Below are 16,529 nucleotides of genomic sequence, written 5' to 3'. Positions count from 1 at the left end.
ATTAATAATAAAGTAAGAAAGGAAAAGCACAAATGAGTGATGATAATCACCGGAGACCTAAAAAAGGGTTTGCATTATGGTTAAGTCAGTTATTTCATTCAGAACCCAAAGATAAAGAAGAACTGATCGAAGTGATCCGCGAAGCCGAAGAAAACGAGCTTATCGATCCCGATACGCTTGATATGATCGAAGGCGTTATGGATATTGCCGAACAACGCATTCGCGATATTATGATCCCCCGCTCTCAAATTGTTACCATAAAAGACAATTATTCACTTGATGAGTGTTTAGATATTATTTCTGAACATGGGCATTCCCGTTATCCTGTTATTAGTGAAGATCGCGATCACATTGAAGGGATTTTATTGGCAAAAGATCTGTTGATTTTTATTCGCCAAGGCGTCGATAATTTTGATTTGAAAAAAATCCTTAGACCAACCGTTGTTGTACCTGAAAGTAAACGTGTTGATCATATGCTAAAAGAGTTTCGTATGCAGCGCTATCATATGGCAATGGCTATTGATGAATTTGGTGGTGTTTCGGGGCTTGTGACTATTGAAGATATTTTAGAACTCATCGTGGGCGATATTGAAGATGAGTATGATGAAGTTGAAGATCGCGATATTCGTCGCTTAACGCAATCGGTTTATACTGTGCGAGCCCTCACTCTAGTGGAAGATTTTAATGAAATATTTTCAACTGATTTTAGTGATGATGAGATGGATACCATTGGAGGACTGGTAATGCAACATTTTGGACGCTTACCCTTACGCGGTGAAACCATTACCATTGACGGCTATCAATTTAAAGTTACCATTGCAGATCGAAGACGAATCATTCAATTGCATGTGACTATTCCTGATGGGGCTACCGTGCCTAATTTAGAGTTATCTGAAAATGCTTAAAAAAATATTATTAAGCCTAATTTTTGGTGGTATAGCAGTTTTTAGTTATGCTCCATTTCATATTTGGCCTCTAGCTTTTGTATCGTTTGCCGGTCTTTTATGGCTTATTGCTGATAGATCTAAAAAACAAGCTATGTTACTGGGATTAAGTTGGGGCATTGGCTATTTTGCCGCTGGGATCCATTGGGTTTATATCAGTATTAAGCAATATGGAGAGTTACCCGCTCTCATTGCTATTATCATTTTAGGTTTTTTAATCCTATACTTGTCACTCTATCCTATGCTATTTGCTTTTCTATTAAGGATGGCAAATCGTTTTGCTGGACAATTCTCATTTAAACAACTTGTACTTCTTGCTCCTGTGCTTTGGCAATTAACCGAATTCTTACGAGGGTATATTTTAACCGGATTTGCTTGGTTGCAACTCGGTTATAGCCAACTAGATAGTCCGTTAAAAGGCTATTTTCCTATATTGGGGATTGATGGTGTTAATTTACTGCTAACAATTTTATGCGGATTATTTGTTTATTGCATAAAGACAATAAATAGCAAAACGCCAAAAAGGCACACGCTTGGTGCATTTATTGCACTACTTGCGATCTTATTTGCACCAATTTTATTCAATAATATTAATTGGACTAAAGTTAATGACACTCGTTCAGCTAATTTTGTTTTAATTCAAGGAAATATTTCGCAGTCAATTCGTTGGACAAGAGAACAACTTAACAACACACTACAAACCTATACAAAACTGACTAAACAAAACTTTGGTAAAGATAAAATTATCATTTGGTCAGAGGCTAGCATCACCGATTACGAAATAAATCAACAATCTTTTTTACAATATCTAGATAACGAAGCCCGAGCCCATGATTCTGAAATAGCTGTTGGTATTATTGATTATCGTTTTGGCGAAGATGGGTATCAATCTAATGGATATATCTACAATACTTTATTAGTATTAGGAGAAAAGGAGCATTATCAATATCCAACTATCAACCGTTATAAAAAACACCATCTAGTGCCCTTTGGGGAGTTTACACCGTTAGAATCAGTACTTGAACCAATTGCTGAATTGCTCAACATTCCTATGTCCTCAATGAAATCTGGCGAAACAAAACAACCTCAATTACAAATAAAAGGCTTTAAATTTACCCCAGCCATTTGTTATGAAGTGATTTTATCTAATTTAATATGGCAAAATTTTTCTCCAGATACAGATTTCTTACTTACTGTTTCAAACGATGCTTGGTTTGGTGATAGTATTGGACCTAAACAACATTTACAAATGGCGCAAGCTAGAGCGCTTGAATTTGGTAGACCTTTAATTCGTAGTACTAATACAGGGATTACAGCCATTATTGATCCACATGGTAATATTGTTAAAAAATTACCGCAATTTGAAACAGGCGCATTATCTGCATCTGTATCACCAACAACTGGCCTAACGCCTTATGCTATATGGGGGAATTGGCCTTATTTAGTTTTGATGTCATTAATGTTTATCTCACTTTTTATAAAAAAACGTTTATAGTTCACTATACTGGCATAATTATTGCTTAAATATAATTGGGTTTTAATAAGTCTTGATGTAATCAGTAATCTAATATTGCGTTAATTGCTGGTTACATCTAGCTCCAATAATAGATAAATAAACAGTAAAAAGTACTTTTATGCTAAAAAATAAGTTATAATATATGCCCTTTGTAAAAATGTTAAAATTATTTAATATGATACAAAATAAACAGTAGGAGATGAGTATGAACAAAAAGACAAAATTAACCAAACTAGTGTTATCATTTGCAATGTTAGGTCTAGTAAGTAGTACCGCATTTGCCGATGAATTAACTGGTACACTAGCTAAAGTAAAAGAAAATGGTGTGATTGTCGTAGGACATAGAGAATCATCAGTCCCATTCTCATATTATGGTGATAACCAAACAGTTGTTGGTTATTCTCAAGATTACTCAGATCTTATTATTAATGCGGTAAAAAAAGAGTTAAACATGCCTAACTTGCAAGTTAAATACTTACCGCTGACTTCTCAAAACCGTATTCCACTGTTACAAAATGGTTCTTACGATTTTGAATGTGGTTCAACAACCAATAATCTTTCTCGTCAACAACAAGTTGATTTTTCAAATACGATCTTTATTGTTGGCACTCGTTTTTTAGTTAAAACTAGTAGCAATATTAAAGATATTGACGATCTGAAAGGTAAAAATGTGGTCGTAACTTCTGGTACAACATCCGAAGTTATGCTCAACAAAATCAATACTGAAAAAGGGTTAAATATTCGTATTATTGCAACCAAAGATCATGGTGATGCATTTCGCACACTTGAAAGTGGACGAGCAGCAGCATTTCTTATCGATGATGCATTATTAGCAGGTGAGCGCTCCAAAGCAAAAAAACCTGAACAATGGGAAATTGTAGGTACACCATTATCTTATGAAGCCTATGGTTGTATGTTGCGTAAACAAGACCCACAATTTAAAGCTTTAGTCGATAAAACTATTTCAGAAGCACAAACATCCGGTGTCGCCGAAAAGTCATATAACCGTTGGTTTAAACAACCTATTCCACCAAAAGGGTTAAATATGAACTTTGATATGTCTTCTGAGATGAAAGAACTTTTCGCTCATCCTAATGATAAAGCATTAGATTAATACGCAGATATTTTCCCATAAGGACGTAGGTAACTGCGTCCATCATCTTATTTAGTACTATTTACATTTTTTTTTACATGTTGGAGTATTTATGACAACAAGTTGGAATTGGGGGATTTTTCTTCAACCAGCACCATTTGGGGATACAACGTATCTAGGCTGGTTGTGGTTAGGTTTCCAAATGACCATATTGCTAGTTATTACATCAGGAACTGTTGCCTTTTTGGTTGGTTCGCTATTTGGTGTGCTGAGAACATTACCTAACCGCTTTTTATCTGGCTTAGGTACATGTTATGTTGAAGTTTTTAGGAATATCCCGTTAATCATTCACTTATTCTTTTGGATTGAAGTTGTACCAGCGTTGGTACCAGAATCTATCCGTGACTGGTTATATAGTCTTGACCCTATGATATTTACTTTATTAATGTCCACCATAGGATTAGGATTATTCACAGGTGCACGTATTTGTGAACAAGTGAGAGCTGCTATTCAGTCAATCCCTACAGGTCAGAAAAGTGCAGGAATTGCATTAGGATTAACCCTAAAACAAACCTATTTATATATTTTATTACCAAACGCTTATCGACGTGTTCTACCACCGTTAACATCTGAAATATTAAATATGGTTAAAAACTCGGCTGTTGCTTCAACTGTTGGTTACGTCGAATTAACCAAACAAGCAAACCAACTGCTTGAACATGCAGGCCAACCTTATGAATCATTCATAGCTATAACATTTGGGTATGTACTTATCAATGTCGTTATAATGTTTACTATGCAATATATTGAGAAAAAAGTACGACTTCCTGGCGTATTAGGAGGTAAATCATGATGGATTTAGAATGGGGACAAATCCTACCTAATTTACCTTATATCATGAGAGGTATGTTATTAACTTTAGAGATAACACTTACCGCTGTAATTTTTGGTATTATTTGGGGAACGCTACTTGCCATTATGCGACTTTCTTCGATTAAAGTGCTACATTGGTTTGCTTTATGCTATGTAAATATATTCCGTTCAATTCCATTAATGATGGTTTTGCTCTGGTTTTATTTGCTTGTGCCTCAACTATTAGAAAAAATTTTAAATCTTCCGCCTACAACAGATATACGTTTTGTGTCAGCATTGATCGCTTTTGCATTATTTGAAGCAGCTTACTATTCAGAAATTATTCGGGCTGGTATTCAAAGTGTATCTAAAGGACAAATCAGTGCATCATTAGCACTAGGCATGACTAAAGGTCAGGCATTAAGAATGGTGATTTTACCGCAAGCATTTCGTATTATGGCTCCATTATTATTAACGCAGGGGATTATATTATTCCAAGATACAACGCTTATTTATACATTAAATTTAGCGGATTTCTTCTATCGTGCGGTTAATATTGTAGGCAATAGAGATGGTTTAATCGTTGAAATGGTATTATTTACAGGAGCAGTTTATTTTGTTATTTGCTTCACCGTTTCACGTCTAGTTAATTATTTTAAGAAAAGGATTACTCGATGATCTCCTTAGAAAATATTTCAAAATGGTATGGACAATTTCAGGTATTAAAAAACTGCACTACTCGAGTTGGTAAAGGCGAAGTTGTTGTTGTTTGTGGTCCTTCAGGTTCAGGAAAATCAACCCTGATAAAAACTGTAAATTGTTTAGAGCCTGTACAAAAAGGCAAAATTATTATTGATGGAACAGAAGTTACAAATAAAGCGACTAACTTAGCTAAATTACGCTCCAAAGTAGGTATGGTATTTCAACACTTTGAACTGTTTCCACATTTAACTATTTTAAAAAATCTAACACTTGCACAAATTAAAGTGTTAGGTCGAACAGACGAAGAAGCTCGAGAAAAAGCGCTTAATCTTTTAGAGCGTGTTGGTTTACTTGCCCATGCAGATAAATACCCTGCTCAGCTCTCTGGTGGTCAACAACAACGTGTAGCGATCGCTCGTGCGTTATGTATGGATCCTATTGTTATGTTGTTTGATGAACCAACCTCAGCACTAGATCCTGAAATGGTAAACGAGGTGCTAGATGTTATGGTTGAACTGGCTTATGAAGGTATGACTATGATGGTGGTTACTCATGAAATGGGCTTTGCGCGTAAGGTAGCCCACCGAGTTATCTTTATGGATGCTGGTGAAATTATTGAAGATACCTCAAAAGAGCAGTTCTTTACTAATCCACAATCAGATCGTGCTAAAGACTTCTTAGCTAAAATTATCCATTAATTTAATTATTACAGGGCTTTTAGCCCTGTTTTATTATTTCTTCCTCGAATTACACATCATCTTTCAAAAAATAAACTCAAATATTCTTATCAAAACAGAATCAGCTATTATTTTGCAATAAACTGACTAAACCACTATGTCTTTGCGTTTGTGATTTAATTGCTTGTAACAAGATAGCTTCAGTCGCATAAATTGAAACCGTTTTTTTAGCACGGGTAATAGCAGTATAAAGTAAAGAACGATTAAGTAACGGCGAATTATCAGTTGGTAAGATAATATTTACATCATCGAATTCTGAACCTTGTGATTTATGAATTGTCATGGCATAAGCCGTTTCATGTTCGGGTAATCGAAATGGAGAAAATCCTTTAATAGATCCATCAGCAAAAGGGAAATAAACACGCAATTTTGAACTATCATGCTCGGCTTTTAATGTAATGCCAATATCACCATTATATAGCCCTAATGAAGCACTATTACGTAATATCATGATGGGTCGACCAACATACCATGCTTCTTTATTTTTCAAATAAATTAATTTGTTTTTGGCTAAAAGTAATTCAATTTGTTTATTTAAACCTTCGACACCAAAATGTCCTTCTCTGACAGCACAAAGTAAGCGATATTCAGCAAATTTAGATAAAACCAACGCTATATCATCAGTGCCATTCTGCTTAATCACATTTAAATAATGTTTATAATGATTAATACTATCGTGTAAAACATCTTCATAAGCCTGTTGTGAAGAAAGAGCATGATACTGAATATCACTTAATGATTCATCTAATAATAATTTTTTAACAGAAGTTGAGCACCCAGCTTTGACTGCATTAGCCAACAATCCAATACCAGATGATTCGTTAAAACGATAACTTTTTTGTAATAAACAAATGCTATCAGTAATTTTTGCTGTTTGCTGGCAAGCTGGTACATCATAACCAGTCAATTGACTTAGCTCTTTTGCCCGTGCTTCACTATAACCATGCGAAATAAAGGTACAAAGGTCACCAAACACGGCTCCGGCTTCAACTGATGAGAGTTGATCTTTATCACCTAACAAAATTAAACGAGCAGAATTAGGTAATGCTTCAATTACTCTTGCCATCATATTTAAATCAACCATAGATGCTTCATCAATGACTAACACATCGACATGCAATGGATTATTCTTATCATGCTTAAATGAACGATTATCTGCTTTTGCACCTAATAAACGATGTAAAGTGATTGCTTCTGCTTTTATATTTAGTGATGCAAAATCGAGTTGCTCGATTGTGCGACTCAGTGATTCGGTTAACCTTGATGCCGCTTTTCCTGTAGGTGCCGATGTAATAATTCGAGCATGCGGATTGGTTAACAAAATTCCGGCTAAAATTTTGGCAACAGTGGTTGTTTTACCTGTACCTGGTCCACCAGAAATAATAGCAACTTTGCGAGTTAACGCAGCAGCAACTGCTACTTTTTGCCAATCGATTTCGGTTTGATTCTGAATAAAAAGTTGATTAAGTACAGTGGTTAAATCAGTATTGTAGCTAAGTTCTTTATCTAAAGCTGTATGATTGAAATATTGAGCTACATTTTGTTCATCTAACCACATTCTTTGAAAATAAAGTTTATTTTCAATAAAAATAAGCGGAGACAAATTTGTTCCATCACTCACAACCTGACTATCATAAGCTTGTTCAAGAGCAATTTTCCAATCTTGCGCATTTGGCGAATCTAATTGTAACCAAAGCTGTGATTCAATCGTTGATTCATCTAAATAAGCAAGATCAAGGCAAACATGACCAGATCTTACCTCTTTACTAAGCGACATAACTAAAAAGCTAAATCGTTTAATAGTAATATCATCATTTAACTTTGCTTTATGTGTTAAAAACGTTGCCAAATGAATATCAAGCAAACTACTTTGGCTATCTTGTTTAAATTGGTTTAACCACTCGTTTAACATATTCTATTTCTGTTATTAACTTATAAACCAATTATATCGTTAACTTTATCTTTTGGATAAGTCAGTTTAAAACTTAAGTTAAGATTTTTATTTTCACTTGGGTTTAACTTAAATTTCCATGCTAATTCGCCTGTTTCTTTATTGTAGCTTGCACCGTCATATTTTGCATCATCAAGTGAAACTGATTTATTGACTATCGTTGGTAGTTGATCATAAACAACAATATCAATAGGCAGTGTTTTGGCATTTTTTACATCAATGGTATAAGCATATTTTTGTGAAATATCATTACCAAATAACGAAGGTTTTGATGTTTCATTAACATTACGGTCACGTGAAATAAAAATATTTTTATCTTTTCCTAAAGATATATCGAGTGTCTCTTTTAGATCTTTAGTGGTAATAAAGCTTTCGCCAACATAATTACCATTAAAAAAGACTGTCGACCTTCCTGGTAAAAGATTAAGCTTATCCCAATCAATAATTTGTGCTTGTAAGTACACACTGTTATCTAATTTAGGAATAGCAATATAATGATATTCTGCTTGAACTTCTTTATTTTGTAATGTAAGGATATTATTCTTACTATTGGATTTAATGGTATAAGGTAATTTAACCTCAAAACGGGTATTAATACCCAATGTATTGGTTAATGCATTATCATCATTAGCGTAAACTGATCTTGACTTTCTTGCACTGATTTCATCATAATCTTTCTCACTCTTAGAGAAGAAAAACCCACCTTTTTCAATATACATGTCAATATACCAAGGATTTAAATTTGGAGCAGTTATGCCTTCACTTGGCTTAGAAGTTGATAAACTGAAATCAATATTTTGCCAATCTAAACCACTATTTTGATAAATATCGGCTTTATATGTTAGTTGTAACGGAGCACTGACATCAGTAACACGTACATCATAAATCGGCGCCCAACCAGCTTTATTCGTAACATAGGACAAGGTAACTGGCAGTGTAACATCTTTATCAGAATAAATTTTCACGATAATTGCATTGGTTGTGTTTTTTATCAAAGCTTTCTGTTTATCGATCTTATCTTGGCATTGTGCTATTTGCTCTTCTATTTGATTGACTTCTTTTTGGAGTCTGTTTTGTTCGTTTAATGTCGAAACTAAATTGCTCTTAACAAAATCCAAAGTATTTTTCATTTCACTAAAATTATCATTTGCATTTTTAACCAATTGATCCAAACGATTGCCTTGCAAAAGGTTAACTTGTTCAGATACGGCTTTTAATTGCACTCCAGTGGTATCAAGTTTTTCTTGTAACTGTTTTAACTCATTAAGTAAAGGCTTAATATCTTCACTTTCTTTATTATCACCTTCATAACTATCATCTAATGACGTTGACAATACTTTCACATTAGCATCATTACCAAATCCCACATTAATTGAATTAGCCTTGACACCATCAGCAATTCCAGTCAATAAAATTTCATTTTCCCCTTTGGTCAACGACACTGTTGATTGCCCTTGTAATTCTGCACCTTGCAAAAAAAGCGTGACTTTATTAAGTGTTACATTATTGTTTGCAAAAACACTGCTAGAAGCAAATGCAATTAAAAAAGCTAATTCCTGAATTTTCATATAGTTCCTTTGAAATAAAAACTAATTCATAACTATTTAAAAATAATTATGTTATAAGTTAAATGGCACATGATTCTCTCTAACAATGGTAATAAAGTAATTATTCTATCTGTTTAATTGCTATTAATTTTAGCATAGTTGTAAAAAAAATAAATTATTTTTCGTTTAATATATTGAACAAAAAATAAAAATGATTTATATTTTGTTTAAAATAAAAAACAAAATAAGGAGACTCTATGAGTAACTTCAGTTATCTAAAAAAAGCAATCAAACGTAAGAATATATCTTTACAAACTGTCGCCGATGCTTGCCAAATGACTAAAGGTTATCTTAGTCAACTCATTAATGATAAAATTAAAAATCCGAGCGCACAAAAATTACAATCACTTCATCAATATTTACAAATTGAAGAACCAACCAAAAATAAAAAAGTGGGTGTGATTTTTGGTAAATTTTATCCTTTACATACTGGGCATATTTATCTTATTCAGCGAGCAATTAGTCAGGTTGATGAGTTATATGTTATTCTTTGCTCTGATACTCAACGCGACGAAGCGCTTTTTAAACAAAGTGCTATGTCTCGCCAACCAACTATTAATGATAGAATTCGTTGGCTACTGCAAACTTTTAAATATCAAAAAAATATCCACATTGAATTATTAGAAGAAGACGGTATTCCAGCTTACCCAAATGGCTGGCATGAATGGAGTGAACGAGTAAAGAAACTATTTCAAGAAAAAGGCATAAAACCAGATTATGTTTATTCAAGTGAACCGCAAGATGTCGCTATGTATAAAGATTTGTTTGATCTAGAAACTGTCTTAATTGATCCAAAACGACAATTTATGCAAATAAGTGGTACTCAAATCCGTCAAGCACCGCTGAAAAACTGGCAATACATTCCAACCGAAGTTAGACCTTTTTTTGTTAGAACCGTTGCCATCTTAGGGGGAGAATCTAGTGGTAAATCAACTTTAGTTAATAAACTAGCAAACGTATTTAACACAACCAGTGCATGGGAATATGGTCGGGATTATGTATTTTCTCAACTTGGCGGGGACGAACGCGCATTACAGTATGCTGACTACGATAAAATCGCATTAGGGCATGCACAATATATCGATTTTGCCATAAAACATGCCAATAAAGTTTCGTTTATTGATACCGATTTTGTGACAACTCAAGCCTTTTGTAAAAAATATGAAGGTAAAGAACATCCATTTTTACAAGCTATGATCAATAACTATCGTTTTGATTTAGTAATTTTACTCGGCAATAACACGCCATGGGTCGCTGATGGTTTACGTCATTTAGGCAGTCCAAAACAACGTAAAGATTTTCAAAAACTATTAATAACGTTATTAGAAAAAAATAATATCAAATATATAGAAATAGAATCGCCCGATTACGAAGAACGTTATTTACGCTGCATTGAACTAGTTAATCAACTTATTAATGATGAAGAGTAATAAATTATGAATAAATTAAGCAATCTTGCCATTTTAATTGGACGTAATAAATTCTATCCATTTTTTTGTATATTATGTGTAACACTAGCATTTTTATACACTGACCCATTTACTGAATTTGATTTACGCTACGCTACTTCTTACATAGGCGCTTTTTGCGGTCTGCTATGCGTTATCTTATTAGCAAAACGTAAAAACATGGGAAATGTATTAGGTATGTTTGCCGTAGTTGCAGAATGTTGTGCAAATGTTCTTGGCGGCAATATTGGTGCAGGACTACCGCCTGTCTACTATTTTTGTTCACACATCTATGGTTTATTCACTTGGAAAAAAAACCTTGATAATAATAAAAACGTTAAAGTTCGCTCACTCAATGAAACCACATTTTTATATACAATCATATTTCTTATTATTGCCGCTTTTATTAATATTTATTTAACGGATAAAATTGGTGCAACCAATACAACCTACCAGCTCATAACTAACTGTTTTATATTTGGTCTAGGTATTGTTGCTCAATTATTATTGATGATGCGATATGCGTTTAACTGGTATTTATGGGTTATATTAAATGTACTGGTAATTGGTTTAAATATCTATACCGACAATATCATTATCGCAACACAATATTTAATCTATCTGTTTAATGCCATTTATGGAATTTGTGAATGGAAACGCTCTGAGCAGCCAGAGTAAATATTCCAATTTTGTTAAAAAGTTTCAGGAAAGACTGTGTTTAAGTATAAAAATAGAAAATAAGTGCTTTATTTTCTATTTTTTATTTGAGATGCAGTCTAATTATTCAACATCCCCTTTAACCAAAGGCACGAATATAACCTCGCCCATATTTTTAGCTACAAAATTATCGCCATCACGCTCAATTAATTGTAAAACCTGTTTATTTTCGCCAACAGGAATAACTAAACGTCCTTTATCGGCTAACTGTTCTAGTAAGCTTTGTGGCACTTCAGATGCGGCGGCTGTAACAATGATGCCATCAAATGGTCCACGTTCAGGCCAACCTAACCAACCATCACCATGGCGTGTTGCAATGTTATGAATATCAAGTTGCTTTAAACGGCGTTTGGTATTCCATTGTAGACTTTTTATTCGTTCTACCGAGCAGACATTTTCGACTAACTTTGCTAAAACAGCCGTTTGATATCCCGACCCTGTTCCAATTTCAAGTACTTTTGAATTAGGCTCTAATTTTAATAGTTCAGTCATCTTTGCTACGATATAAGGCTGAGAAATAGTTTGACCGCTTCCTATTGGCAATGGACGATTATCGTAAGCTTGATGCGAAAGCGCCTCATCAACAAAATGTTCACGAGGAATTGACGCAATAGCATCTAAAACGCGCTCGTCTTTTATTCCTTGTTGCCGTAAGAATTCAATTAGGGATTGCATTTTTAGATTTTGCATTTGGGCTACTCATTTTCTATTATTAGTTCACGTATCACACTTGTTGCATAACAACCTGATGGCAAATAAAAATTGAGTTCGAGACTATGCTCATCTAACCATTGCCAATTAAGCTGCTCTGCTCGTAACAATATTGACCGTCTTGCTGTTTCTACTCGCTCTTTTTTAAATAGATCATTAAGTTCAGACCAACTTTCTAAACATTTTTGCTCAAACTCCAGCGCATCAAATAATGTACCTAGTGGTGAATCCCCCACCATTGGTGCAGTAATATTGATCTCGCCTTGTTCTAAACGCATTTGTAACTGAACTAATTCGCCTGCTTGAGCAATAAACCAGCTACCACGATGCGCTAATTGTAATATATCGCCATTGAGCACGGTTTGATGCAAACTTTGGGTAATGCGTTGACTGACAATATTATTAAAAATCGCACTTCGCGCCGCAGAAAGATAAAAGCTACGTTTTTTTCGATCCTTAACCGAAATTTCGCCATTGACCCATTTTATAGCCTGAGTAATATTATTTTCATCACGACCAAAACGCTGCTCACCAAAATAATTAGGCACGCCATGCTGTTTGATTAATGCTAATTTAGATTCAATTTCAGATTGACTATTTAACGATTTTAAAATTATTTTAAAATAATTACCTTTTAATGCGCCAATTTTTAATTTTTTATTATGCCGTGTGACTTTTAATATTTTACAACCCGCCAAATTAAATGCAGAAAAGTCTGGTGTTTGTTGACCTGGCATATGTAAACTGAACCACTGCTCAGTCACCGCTCGGCGATCTTTCAAACCAGCATAACTTACTAGCTTGGTTGAAATTCCCACATATTTAGCCAACTGCTCAGCCACGAAAATGGTATTACAATCACGTTTTTGCAAAAAAACTAAAACATGTTCGCCTTCACCAGTCAACTCAAAGCCAAGATCTTCTGTCACATTAAAATCTTCGTATTGTTGCTTGTATTGTCCTTTAGTGGTCGGTTTGCCATATAAATAATTAAGTTGTGCTAACACTATTATTGCCTATTGTATAATTTAAACTGTTTCGGATTTTTTACTTAATAACACTACCGCTTGGCAAGCAATGCCTTCTTTACGCCCAGTAAAGCCTAATTGTTCAGTTGTTGTTGCTTTTACACTAATTTGTTCAAAATGAACTTTCAGATCTTCTGCTATATTAACTCGCATTTGATCAACATGCGGTCGCATTTTAGGTTCTTGGGCAATAATAGTAGTATCTAAATTAACTAATTCATAACCTTTAGCTTGAACAAGGGTATACACCTCTTTCAATAATATTCGACTATCTATACCTTTATATTTAGGATCTGTATCAGGAAATAGCTTACCGATGTCACCTAATGCCAATGCGCCAATTAAAGCATCGGTTATTGCATGTAACACAACATCACCATCAGAGTGAGCAACAAGGCCATATTGATAAGGAATTTTTACCCCAGCAAGAGTTATAGGACCCTCTCCACCAAACTTATGAACATCAAATCCATGACCTATTCTCATACTTTTACCTATTTGGAATCTGCTTAGTTAAATAAAAAGTAGCCAATGCTAAATCTTCAGGACGGGTTATTTTTATATTATCCCCACGACACTCAATTAATAAAGGATGCCCACCACAATACTCAATGGCTGAAGCTTCGTCAGTGATAGCAACATGATCATTTAATGCTTGTTGCAAACATGATTTTAGTTCGCCAGCATTAAACAGTTGAGGAGTAGCAGCGCCCCATAAATAAGTCCGATCTTCAGAATAATCAATAATGGTATCATTATTTTGACAAGCTCGCTTAATCGTATCACTAACACGAGTGGCTAATATACCGCCTTGTTTTTTAGTTGTTACTGTTTCAATCAGCCGAGTAATATCACAATGAGTCACACAAGGTCTTGCCGCATCATGAACTAAAGCCCACTGTTCATCATTTAGCAATTTTAATCCGGCTAAAACAGAATCAGCTCGAGTTTTGCCACCTAAAGCAACTTTAATCTTATCGTGCTGAGCAATTGAAAGGGTATTAAATATATTATCTTCTGAGCTAATCACAACAATAACTTGAGCGATTTGAGGATGCGTTAATAATTTATTTAGAGTATGTTCTAAAACGGTCTTCGAACCAACTTTTAGATATTGTTTAGGGATTTGACTATTCATACGGCAACCAACTCCTGCTGCCGGTACAATAGCAATGATATCATTAAGATTATTCAAGTTATGCATTATCGTTTTTTAGTATCCGAATCAATTATAATTCGATAAAAATATTCATCAGGTTTAACCATACCCAAATGACTACGAGCACGCTCTTCTATTGCTTCATAGCCACGTTGCAAATCGTTAATTTCAGCAAACATCTGTTCGTTACGAGTCTTTAACTTCTCATTATCGGCACGCAAATTGACTAACATTTCTACATTATCTTGATAATCGTACACATTATTTTTGCCATACCATAAAGAATATTGCAGATAACCCAGTACAGCTAATAACAATAAAGGTAGCTTCCATCTTCTCATGAATTTAGTATTATCCTTTATCTATATGCATTTAACTGGTTTTGGTAAGCCTGCAAGTTTAGTTGCTTGTTTAGCAGGACCGTCTGGAAATAATTTATACAAATAACGACTATTACCCTTTTCTGCACCAAACTTTTTTTCCATTGCTTTGACTAAAGCTCGAATAGCTGGTGAGGTTTTATATTCTAAGTAAAAATCACGAACAAATAAAATAACCTCCCAATGGGCATCGGTTAATTCAATGGACTCTTTGGCTGCCAATTCTGGAACTAAATCAACAGTCCAATCCTGCCAATTTTTTAAATAGCCTTTCTCATCAGTTTCTATCTGCTCTAACATTTTTTCAAAGTACGTTATTTTATTTGCGTTGTATTATACTCAATTAATCAAAATCCAACACTAATTTTGCAGGCGAATACGTTATTGTTTGTTTAATTTCTTCGAAATTTGATGAAATTTAAAACAAACGATAAAAAAAATTAAAATAGCTATTTACAAATAAGCAAGTCTACTTTAATATTCACAGCCATTGCGGAAGTGTGGCTGAGCGGTTGAAAGCACCGGTCTTGAAAACCGGCGAGGGGCGACCCTCCCAGAGTTCGAATCTCTGCGCTTCCGCCATCTTTCACAAGGCTTCAAGCCAATCTCAATACTATCATAAAATACCCTCTTGTAATAAGCTTGTAATATACAGTTGTAATATTTTGTCACATTTTTAATTGTTCTAGTAAAAATAATACATAAATTTCATCGTGATTCCACATCACAAATTCACATCAAGATACAATCAATATAAAATACTCAAAAGTTCACTCTTTCGCTTATCATGATAACAATAAACTACACACTACCAATTTACATACGCATGACGCCAGAAGATTACGAAATAGAGTTATCGGGCGAATGCTACATTATCAACAGCGACGACGAGCACAATTATGTATTCTATCAAACGCAGAAAACACTATACGATATCGACGATTTTGTTACACTACATGACGCTGTTGAATATTGTAAGTTGAAGATTGATAGTGTGTTTTGATTATTCAGGTTTTGCGGGAAATACAGCATTGATATCAGACGCATCAACACGAGTTAATAAAATGCGGTACTTTTTCCATTGTTTTAACTGCGCTTCTTCATCAGCTTCTTGCATATCTAAATCAATAATATCTTGAAGTAACGATATTTTTTCGTTAGCTTCATTGATTAATGAGTTTTTTAAATTTTGATTATTTTTGATGATATGTTCATTTTTTGCATCTTCATCTAATACCCATTTTTTGCCGTCCCACTTACAAAATTCGAACGGTTCAAGCTCTGTATAACCATTTTTGATTTTACCGAGGTAATCGATTTTTTCCGCACTTTTCGTTTCAATGTTATATACGGTTTTCTCTCTGTGGTCCTCAACTAAAACCCATTTTCCGTTTTGTTCACATGGACAATAGCCGTTTTGAATTCAGGCGCTATGCGTAACGCATTATCTGGCGATAATGTATCATCATTAGCTTCTAGCTCATGTGTGAATGGTCTTAGTTCATTTTTGTTATCGAAATAATAATTAATCATATTAAACTCCAAGATAAATAACTGGTGTCATACCAATATTAACAGGTCTATTTTCGTGAGCGGTAGGTACTACGCGTGATGCATCAAAATCAAAAAATGCCCATCTCATTCGACGCGAACCTACTCGTAACCAATCGTCATCGCAGTGATA

Annotated in this window: 19 protein-coding genes and 1 tRNA gene; 10 read left to right on the top strand and 10 right to left on the bottom strand. The window is 34.3% G+C overall.

Features of this window, described 5'->3' with window-relative positions; translation table 11 throughout:
- Positions 1–32 precede the first annotated feature (32 nt).
- The 6 genes from corC (at position 33) to B9N71_RS05385 (ending at position 5,805) form a co-directional block, all read left to right on the top strand.
- A complete protein-coding gene (gene corC / locus B9N71_RS05410; RefSeq protein ID WP_085164649.1) occupies positions 33–905 on the top strand; it encodes a CNNM family magnesium/cobalt transport protein CorC in 873 nt (290 codons plus the stop codon).
- Entirely contained in the window at positions 898–2,439 is a 1,542-nt protein-coding gene (gene lnt / locus B9N71_RS05405) for an apolipoprotein N-acyltransferase (protein ID WP_085164647.1), read from the top strand. The genes corC and lnt overlap by 8 nt, the downstream gene beginning before the upstream one ends.
- Before the next feature lie 226 nt (positions 2,440–2,665).
- The gene (locus B9N71_RS05400) at positions 2,666–3,574 is read left to right on the top strand and encodes a glutamate/aspartate ABC transporter substrate-binding protein (protein WP_085164646.1); all 909 of its coding nucleotides are present in this window, start codon (positions 2,666–2,668) and stop codon (positions 3,572–3,574) included.
- Positions 3,575–3,665: 91 nt separating this feature from the next.
- Positions 3,666–4,406, top strand: coding sequence for an amino acid ABC transporter permease (locus tag B9N71_RS05395; protein ID WP_065590847.1), 741 nt, complete (start codon positions 3,666–3,668; stop codon positions 4,404–4,406).
- A complete protein-coding gene (gltK, locus tag B9N71_RS05390; protein ID WP_065590846.1) occupies positions 4,403–5,083 on the top strand; it encodes a glutamate/aspartate ABC transporter permease GltK in 681 nt (226 codons plus the stop codon). The genes B9N71_RS05395 and gltK overlap by 4 nt, the downstream gene beginning before the upstream one ends.
- On the top strand, positions 5,080–5,805 hold the full coding sequence (locus B9N71_RS05385) for an amino acid ABC transporter ATP-binding protein (RefSeq protein ID WP_034910011.1): 726 nt from the start codon (positions 5,080–5,082) through the stop codon (positions 5,803–5,805). Before gltK ends, B9N71_RS05385 begins: the two co-directional genes overlap by 4 nt.
- Positions 5,806–5,905: 100 nt before the next feature.
- On the opposite strand, the gene recD is transcribed toward B9N71_RS05385, so the two are convergent.
- Together recD and B9N71_RS05375 are read right to left on the bottom strand one after the other, a co-directional pair.
- Positions 5,906–7,756 carry an exodeoxyribonuclease V subunit alpha gene (recD, locus tag B9N71_RS05380; protein WP_085164644.1) on the bottom strand — a complete coding sequence of 617 codons (1,851 nt, stop codon included), beginning with the start codon at positions 7,754–7,756 and terminating at the stop codon, positions 5,906–5,908.
- 20 nt (positions 7,757–7,776) lie between these two features.
- The gene (locus tag B9N71_RS05375; protein WP_065590844.1) at positions 7,777–9,363 is read right to left on the bottom strand and encodes a DUF4139 domain-containing protein; all 1,587 of its coding nucleotides are present in this window, start codon (positions 9,361–9,363) and stop codon (positions 7,777–7,779) included.
- A 236-nt stretch (positions 9,364–9,599) separates the two neighbouring features.
- Here B9N71_RS05375 and nadR point away from each other — a divergent pair, with 236 nt between their 5' ends.
- A complete protein-coding gene (gene nadR, locus B9N71_RS05370; protein WP_065560946.1) occupies positions 9,600–10,832 on the top strand; it encodes a multifunctional transcriptional regulator/nicotinamide-nucleotide adenylyltransferase/ribosylnicotinamide kinase NadR in 1,233 nt (410 codons plus the stop codon).
- A gap of 6 nt (positions 10,833–10,838) precedes the next feature.
- The gene (gene pnuC, locus B9N71_RS05365) at positions 10,839–11,528 is read left to right on the top strand and encodes a nicotinamide riboside transporter PnuC (protein ID WP_085164643.1); all 690 of its coding nucleotides are present in this window, start codon (positions 10,839–10,841) and stop codon (positions 11,526–11,528) included.
- A 102-nt stretch (positions 11,529–11,630) separates the two neighbouring features.
- On the opposite strand, the gene B9N71_RS05360 is transcribed toward pnuC, so the two are convergent.
- The 6 genes from B9N71_RS05360 to B9N71_RS05335 are packed head-to-tail and all read right to left on the bottom strand — an operon-like array spanning position 11,631 to position 15,145.
- The gene (locus B9N71_RS05360) at positions 11,631–12,257 is read right to left on the bottom strand and encodes a protein-L-isoaspartate(D-aspartate) O-methyltransferase (RefSeq protein ID WP_065590842.1); all 627 of its coding nucleotides are present in this window, start codon (positions 12,255–12,257) and stop codon (positions 11,631–11,633) included.
- A 5-nt stretch (positions 12,258–12,262) separates the two neighbouring features.
- Positions 12,263–13,288 carry a tRNA pseudouridine(13) synthase TruD gene (truD, locus tag B9N71_RS05355; protein WP_085164641.1) on the bottom strand — a complete coding sequence of 342 codons (1,026 nt, stop codon included), beginning with the start codon at positions 13,286–13,288 and terminating at the stop codon, positions 12,263–12,265.
- 18 nt (positions 13,289–13,306) lie between these two features.
- On the bottom strand, positions 13,307–13,792 hold the full coding sequence (gene ispF, locus B9N71_RS05350) for a 2-C-methyl-D-erythritol 2,4-cyclodiphosphate synthase (RefSeq protein WP_034910022.1): 486 nt from the start codon (positions 13,790–13,792) through the stop codon (positions 13,307–13,309).
- A gap of 4 nt (positions 13,793–13,796) precedes the next feature.
- Entirely contained in the window at positions 13,797–14,510 is a 714-nt protein-coding gene (gene ispD, locus B9N71_RS05345; protein WP_065590840.1) for a 2-C-methyl-D-erythritol 4-phosphate cytidylyltransferase, read from the bottom strand.
- Entirely contained in the window at positions 14,510–14,806 is a 297-nt protein-coding gene (gene ftsB / locus B9N71_RS05340) for a cell division protein FtsB (protein WP_065590839.1), read from the bottom strand. The genes ispD and ftsB overlap by 1 nt, the downstream gene beginning before the upstream one ends.
- Before the next feature lie 21 nt (positions 14,807–14,827).
- Positions 14,828–15,145, bottom strand: coding sequence for a TusE/DsrC/DsvC family sulfur relay protein (locus B9N71_RS05335; protein WP_065560941.1), 318 nt, complete (start codon positions 15,143–15,145; stop codon positions 14,828–14,830).
- A 194-nt stretch (positions 15,146–15,339) separates the two neighbouring features.
- Here B9N71_RS05335 and B9N71_RS05330 point away from each other — a divergent pair.
- Positions 15,340–15,427 (top strand) — tRNA-Ser (locus B9N71_RS05330).
- A gap of 205 nt (positions 15,428–15,632) precedes the next feature.
- The gene (locus B9N71_RS12775; protein WP_143422045.1) at positions 15,633–15,848 is read left to right on the top strand and encodes a hypothetical protein; all 216 of its coding nucleotides are present in this window, start codon (positions 15,633–15,635) and stop codon (positions 15,846–15,848) included.
- Here B9N71_RS12775 and B9N71_RS05325 read toward each other — a convergent pair whose 3' ends face one another.
- Both B9N71_RS05325 and B9N71_RS12985 read right to left on the bottom strand, forming a co-directional pair.
- On the bottom strand, positions 15,849–16,268 hold the full coding sequence (locus tag B9N71_RS05325) for a tail fiber assembly protein (RefSeq protein ID WP_085164639.1): 420 nt from the start codon (positions 16,266–16,268) through the stop codon (positions 15,849–15,851). It abuts the gene before it with no gap.
- Complete coding sequence (locus B9N71_RS12985) at positions 16,220–16,378, bottom strand: hypothetical protein (RefSeq protein ID WP_167370061.1); 159 nt, start codon at positions 16,376–16,378, stop codon at positions 16,220–16,222. Before B9N71_RS12985 ends, B9N71_RS05325 begins: the two co-directional genes overlap by 49 nt.
- Between the last annotated feature and the right edge of the window lie 151 nt (positions 16,379–16,529).

The organism is Gilliamella bombi (genome assembly GCF_900103255.1).
Lineage (GTDB): Bacteria > Pseudomonadota > Gammaproteobacteria > Enterobacterales > Orbaceae > Gilliamella > Gilliamella bombi.
Note: the sequence above shows the minus strand (reverse complement) of the source record. Positions and strands in the feature narration are given on the sequence as shown.

Excerpts from the sequence above, each read along its gene's own strand:
- lnt (WP_085164647.1), top strand. The coding sequence starts at position 898 with ATGCTTAAAAAAATATTATTAAGCCTAATTTTTGGTGGTATAGCAGTT.
- recD (WP_085164644.1), bottom strand. The coding sequence starts at position 7,756 with ATGTTAAACGAGTGGTTAAACCAATTTAAACAAGATAGCCAAAGTAGT.
- pnuC (WP_085164643.1), top strand. The coding sequence starts at position 10,839 with ATGAATAAATTAAGCAATCTTGCCATTTTAATTGGACGTAATAAATTC.
- nadR (WP_065560946.1), top strand. The coding sequence starts at position 9,600 with ATGAGTAACTTCAGTTATCTAAAAAAAGCAATCAAACGTAAGAATATA.
- B9N71_RS05395 (WP_065590847.1), top strand. The coding sequence starts at position 3,666 with ATGACAACAAGTTGGAATTGGGGGATTTTTCTTCAACCAGCACCATTT.
- B9N71_RS12985 (WP_167370061.1), bottom strand. The coding sequence starts at position 16,378 with ATGATTAATTATTATTTCGATAACAAAAATGAACTAAGACCATTCACA.
- B9N71_RS05360 (WP_065590842.1), bottom strand. The coding sequence starts at position 12,257 with ATGCAAAATCTAAAAATGCAATCCCTAATTGAATTCTTACGGCAACAA.
- ispD (WP_065590840.1), bottom strand. The coding sequence starts at position 14,510 with ATGCATAACTTGAATAATCTTAATGATATCATTGCTATTGTACCGGCA.
- B9N71_RS05400 (WP_085164646.1), top strand. The coding sequence starts at position 2,666 with ATGAACAAAAAGACAAAATTAACCAAACTAGTGTTATCATTTGCAATG.
- corC (WP_085164649.1), top strand. The coding sequence starts at position 33 with ATGAGTGATGATAATCACCGGAGACCTAAAAAAGGGTTTGCATTATGG.
- B9N71_RS05385 (WP_034910011.1), top strand. The coding sequence starts at position 5,080 with ATGATCTCCTTAGAAAATATTTCAAAATGGTATGGACAATTTCAGGTA.
- ispF (WP_034910022.1), bottom strand. The coding sequence starts at position 13,792 with ATGAGAATAGGTCATGGATTTGATGTTCATAAGTTTGGTGGAGAGGGT.
- B9N71_RS12775 (WP_143422045.1), top strand. The coding sequence starts at position 15,633 with ATGATAACAATAAACTACACACTACCAATTTACATACGCATGACGCCA.
- B9N71_RS05335 (WP_065560941.1), bottom strand. The coding sequence starts at position 15,145 with ATGTTAGAGCAGATAGAAACTGATGAGAAAGGCTATTTAAAAAATTGG.
- gltK (WP_065590846.1), top strand. The coding sequence starts at position 4,403 with ATGATGGATTTAGAATGGGGACAAATCCTACCTAATTTACCTTATATC.
- B9N71_RS05375 (WP_065590844.1), bottom strand. The coding sequence starts at position 9,363 with ATGAAAATTCAGGAATTAGCTTTTTTAATTGCATTTGCTTCTAGCAGT.
- ftsB (WP_065590839.1), bottom strand. The coding sequence starts at position 14,806 with ATGAGAAGATGGAAGCTACCTTTATTGTTATTAGCTGTACTGGGTTAT.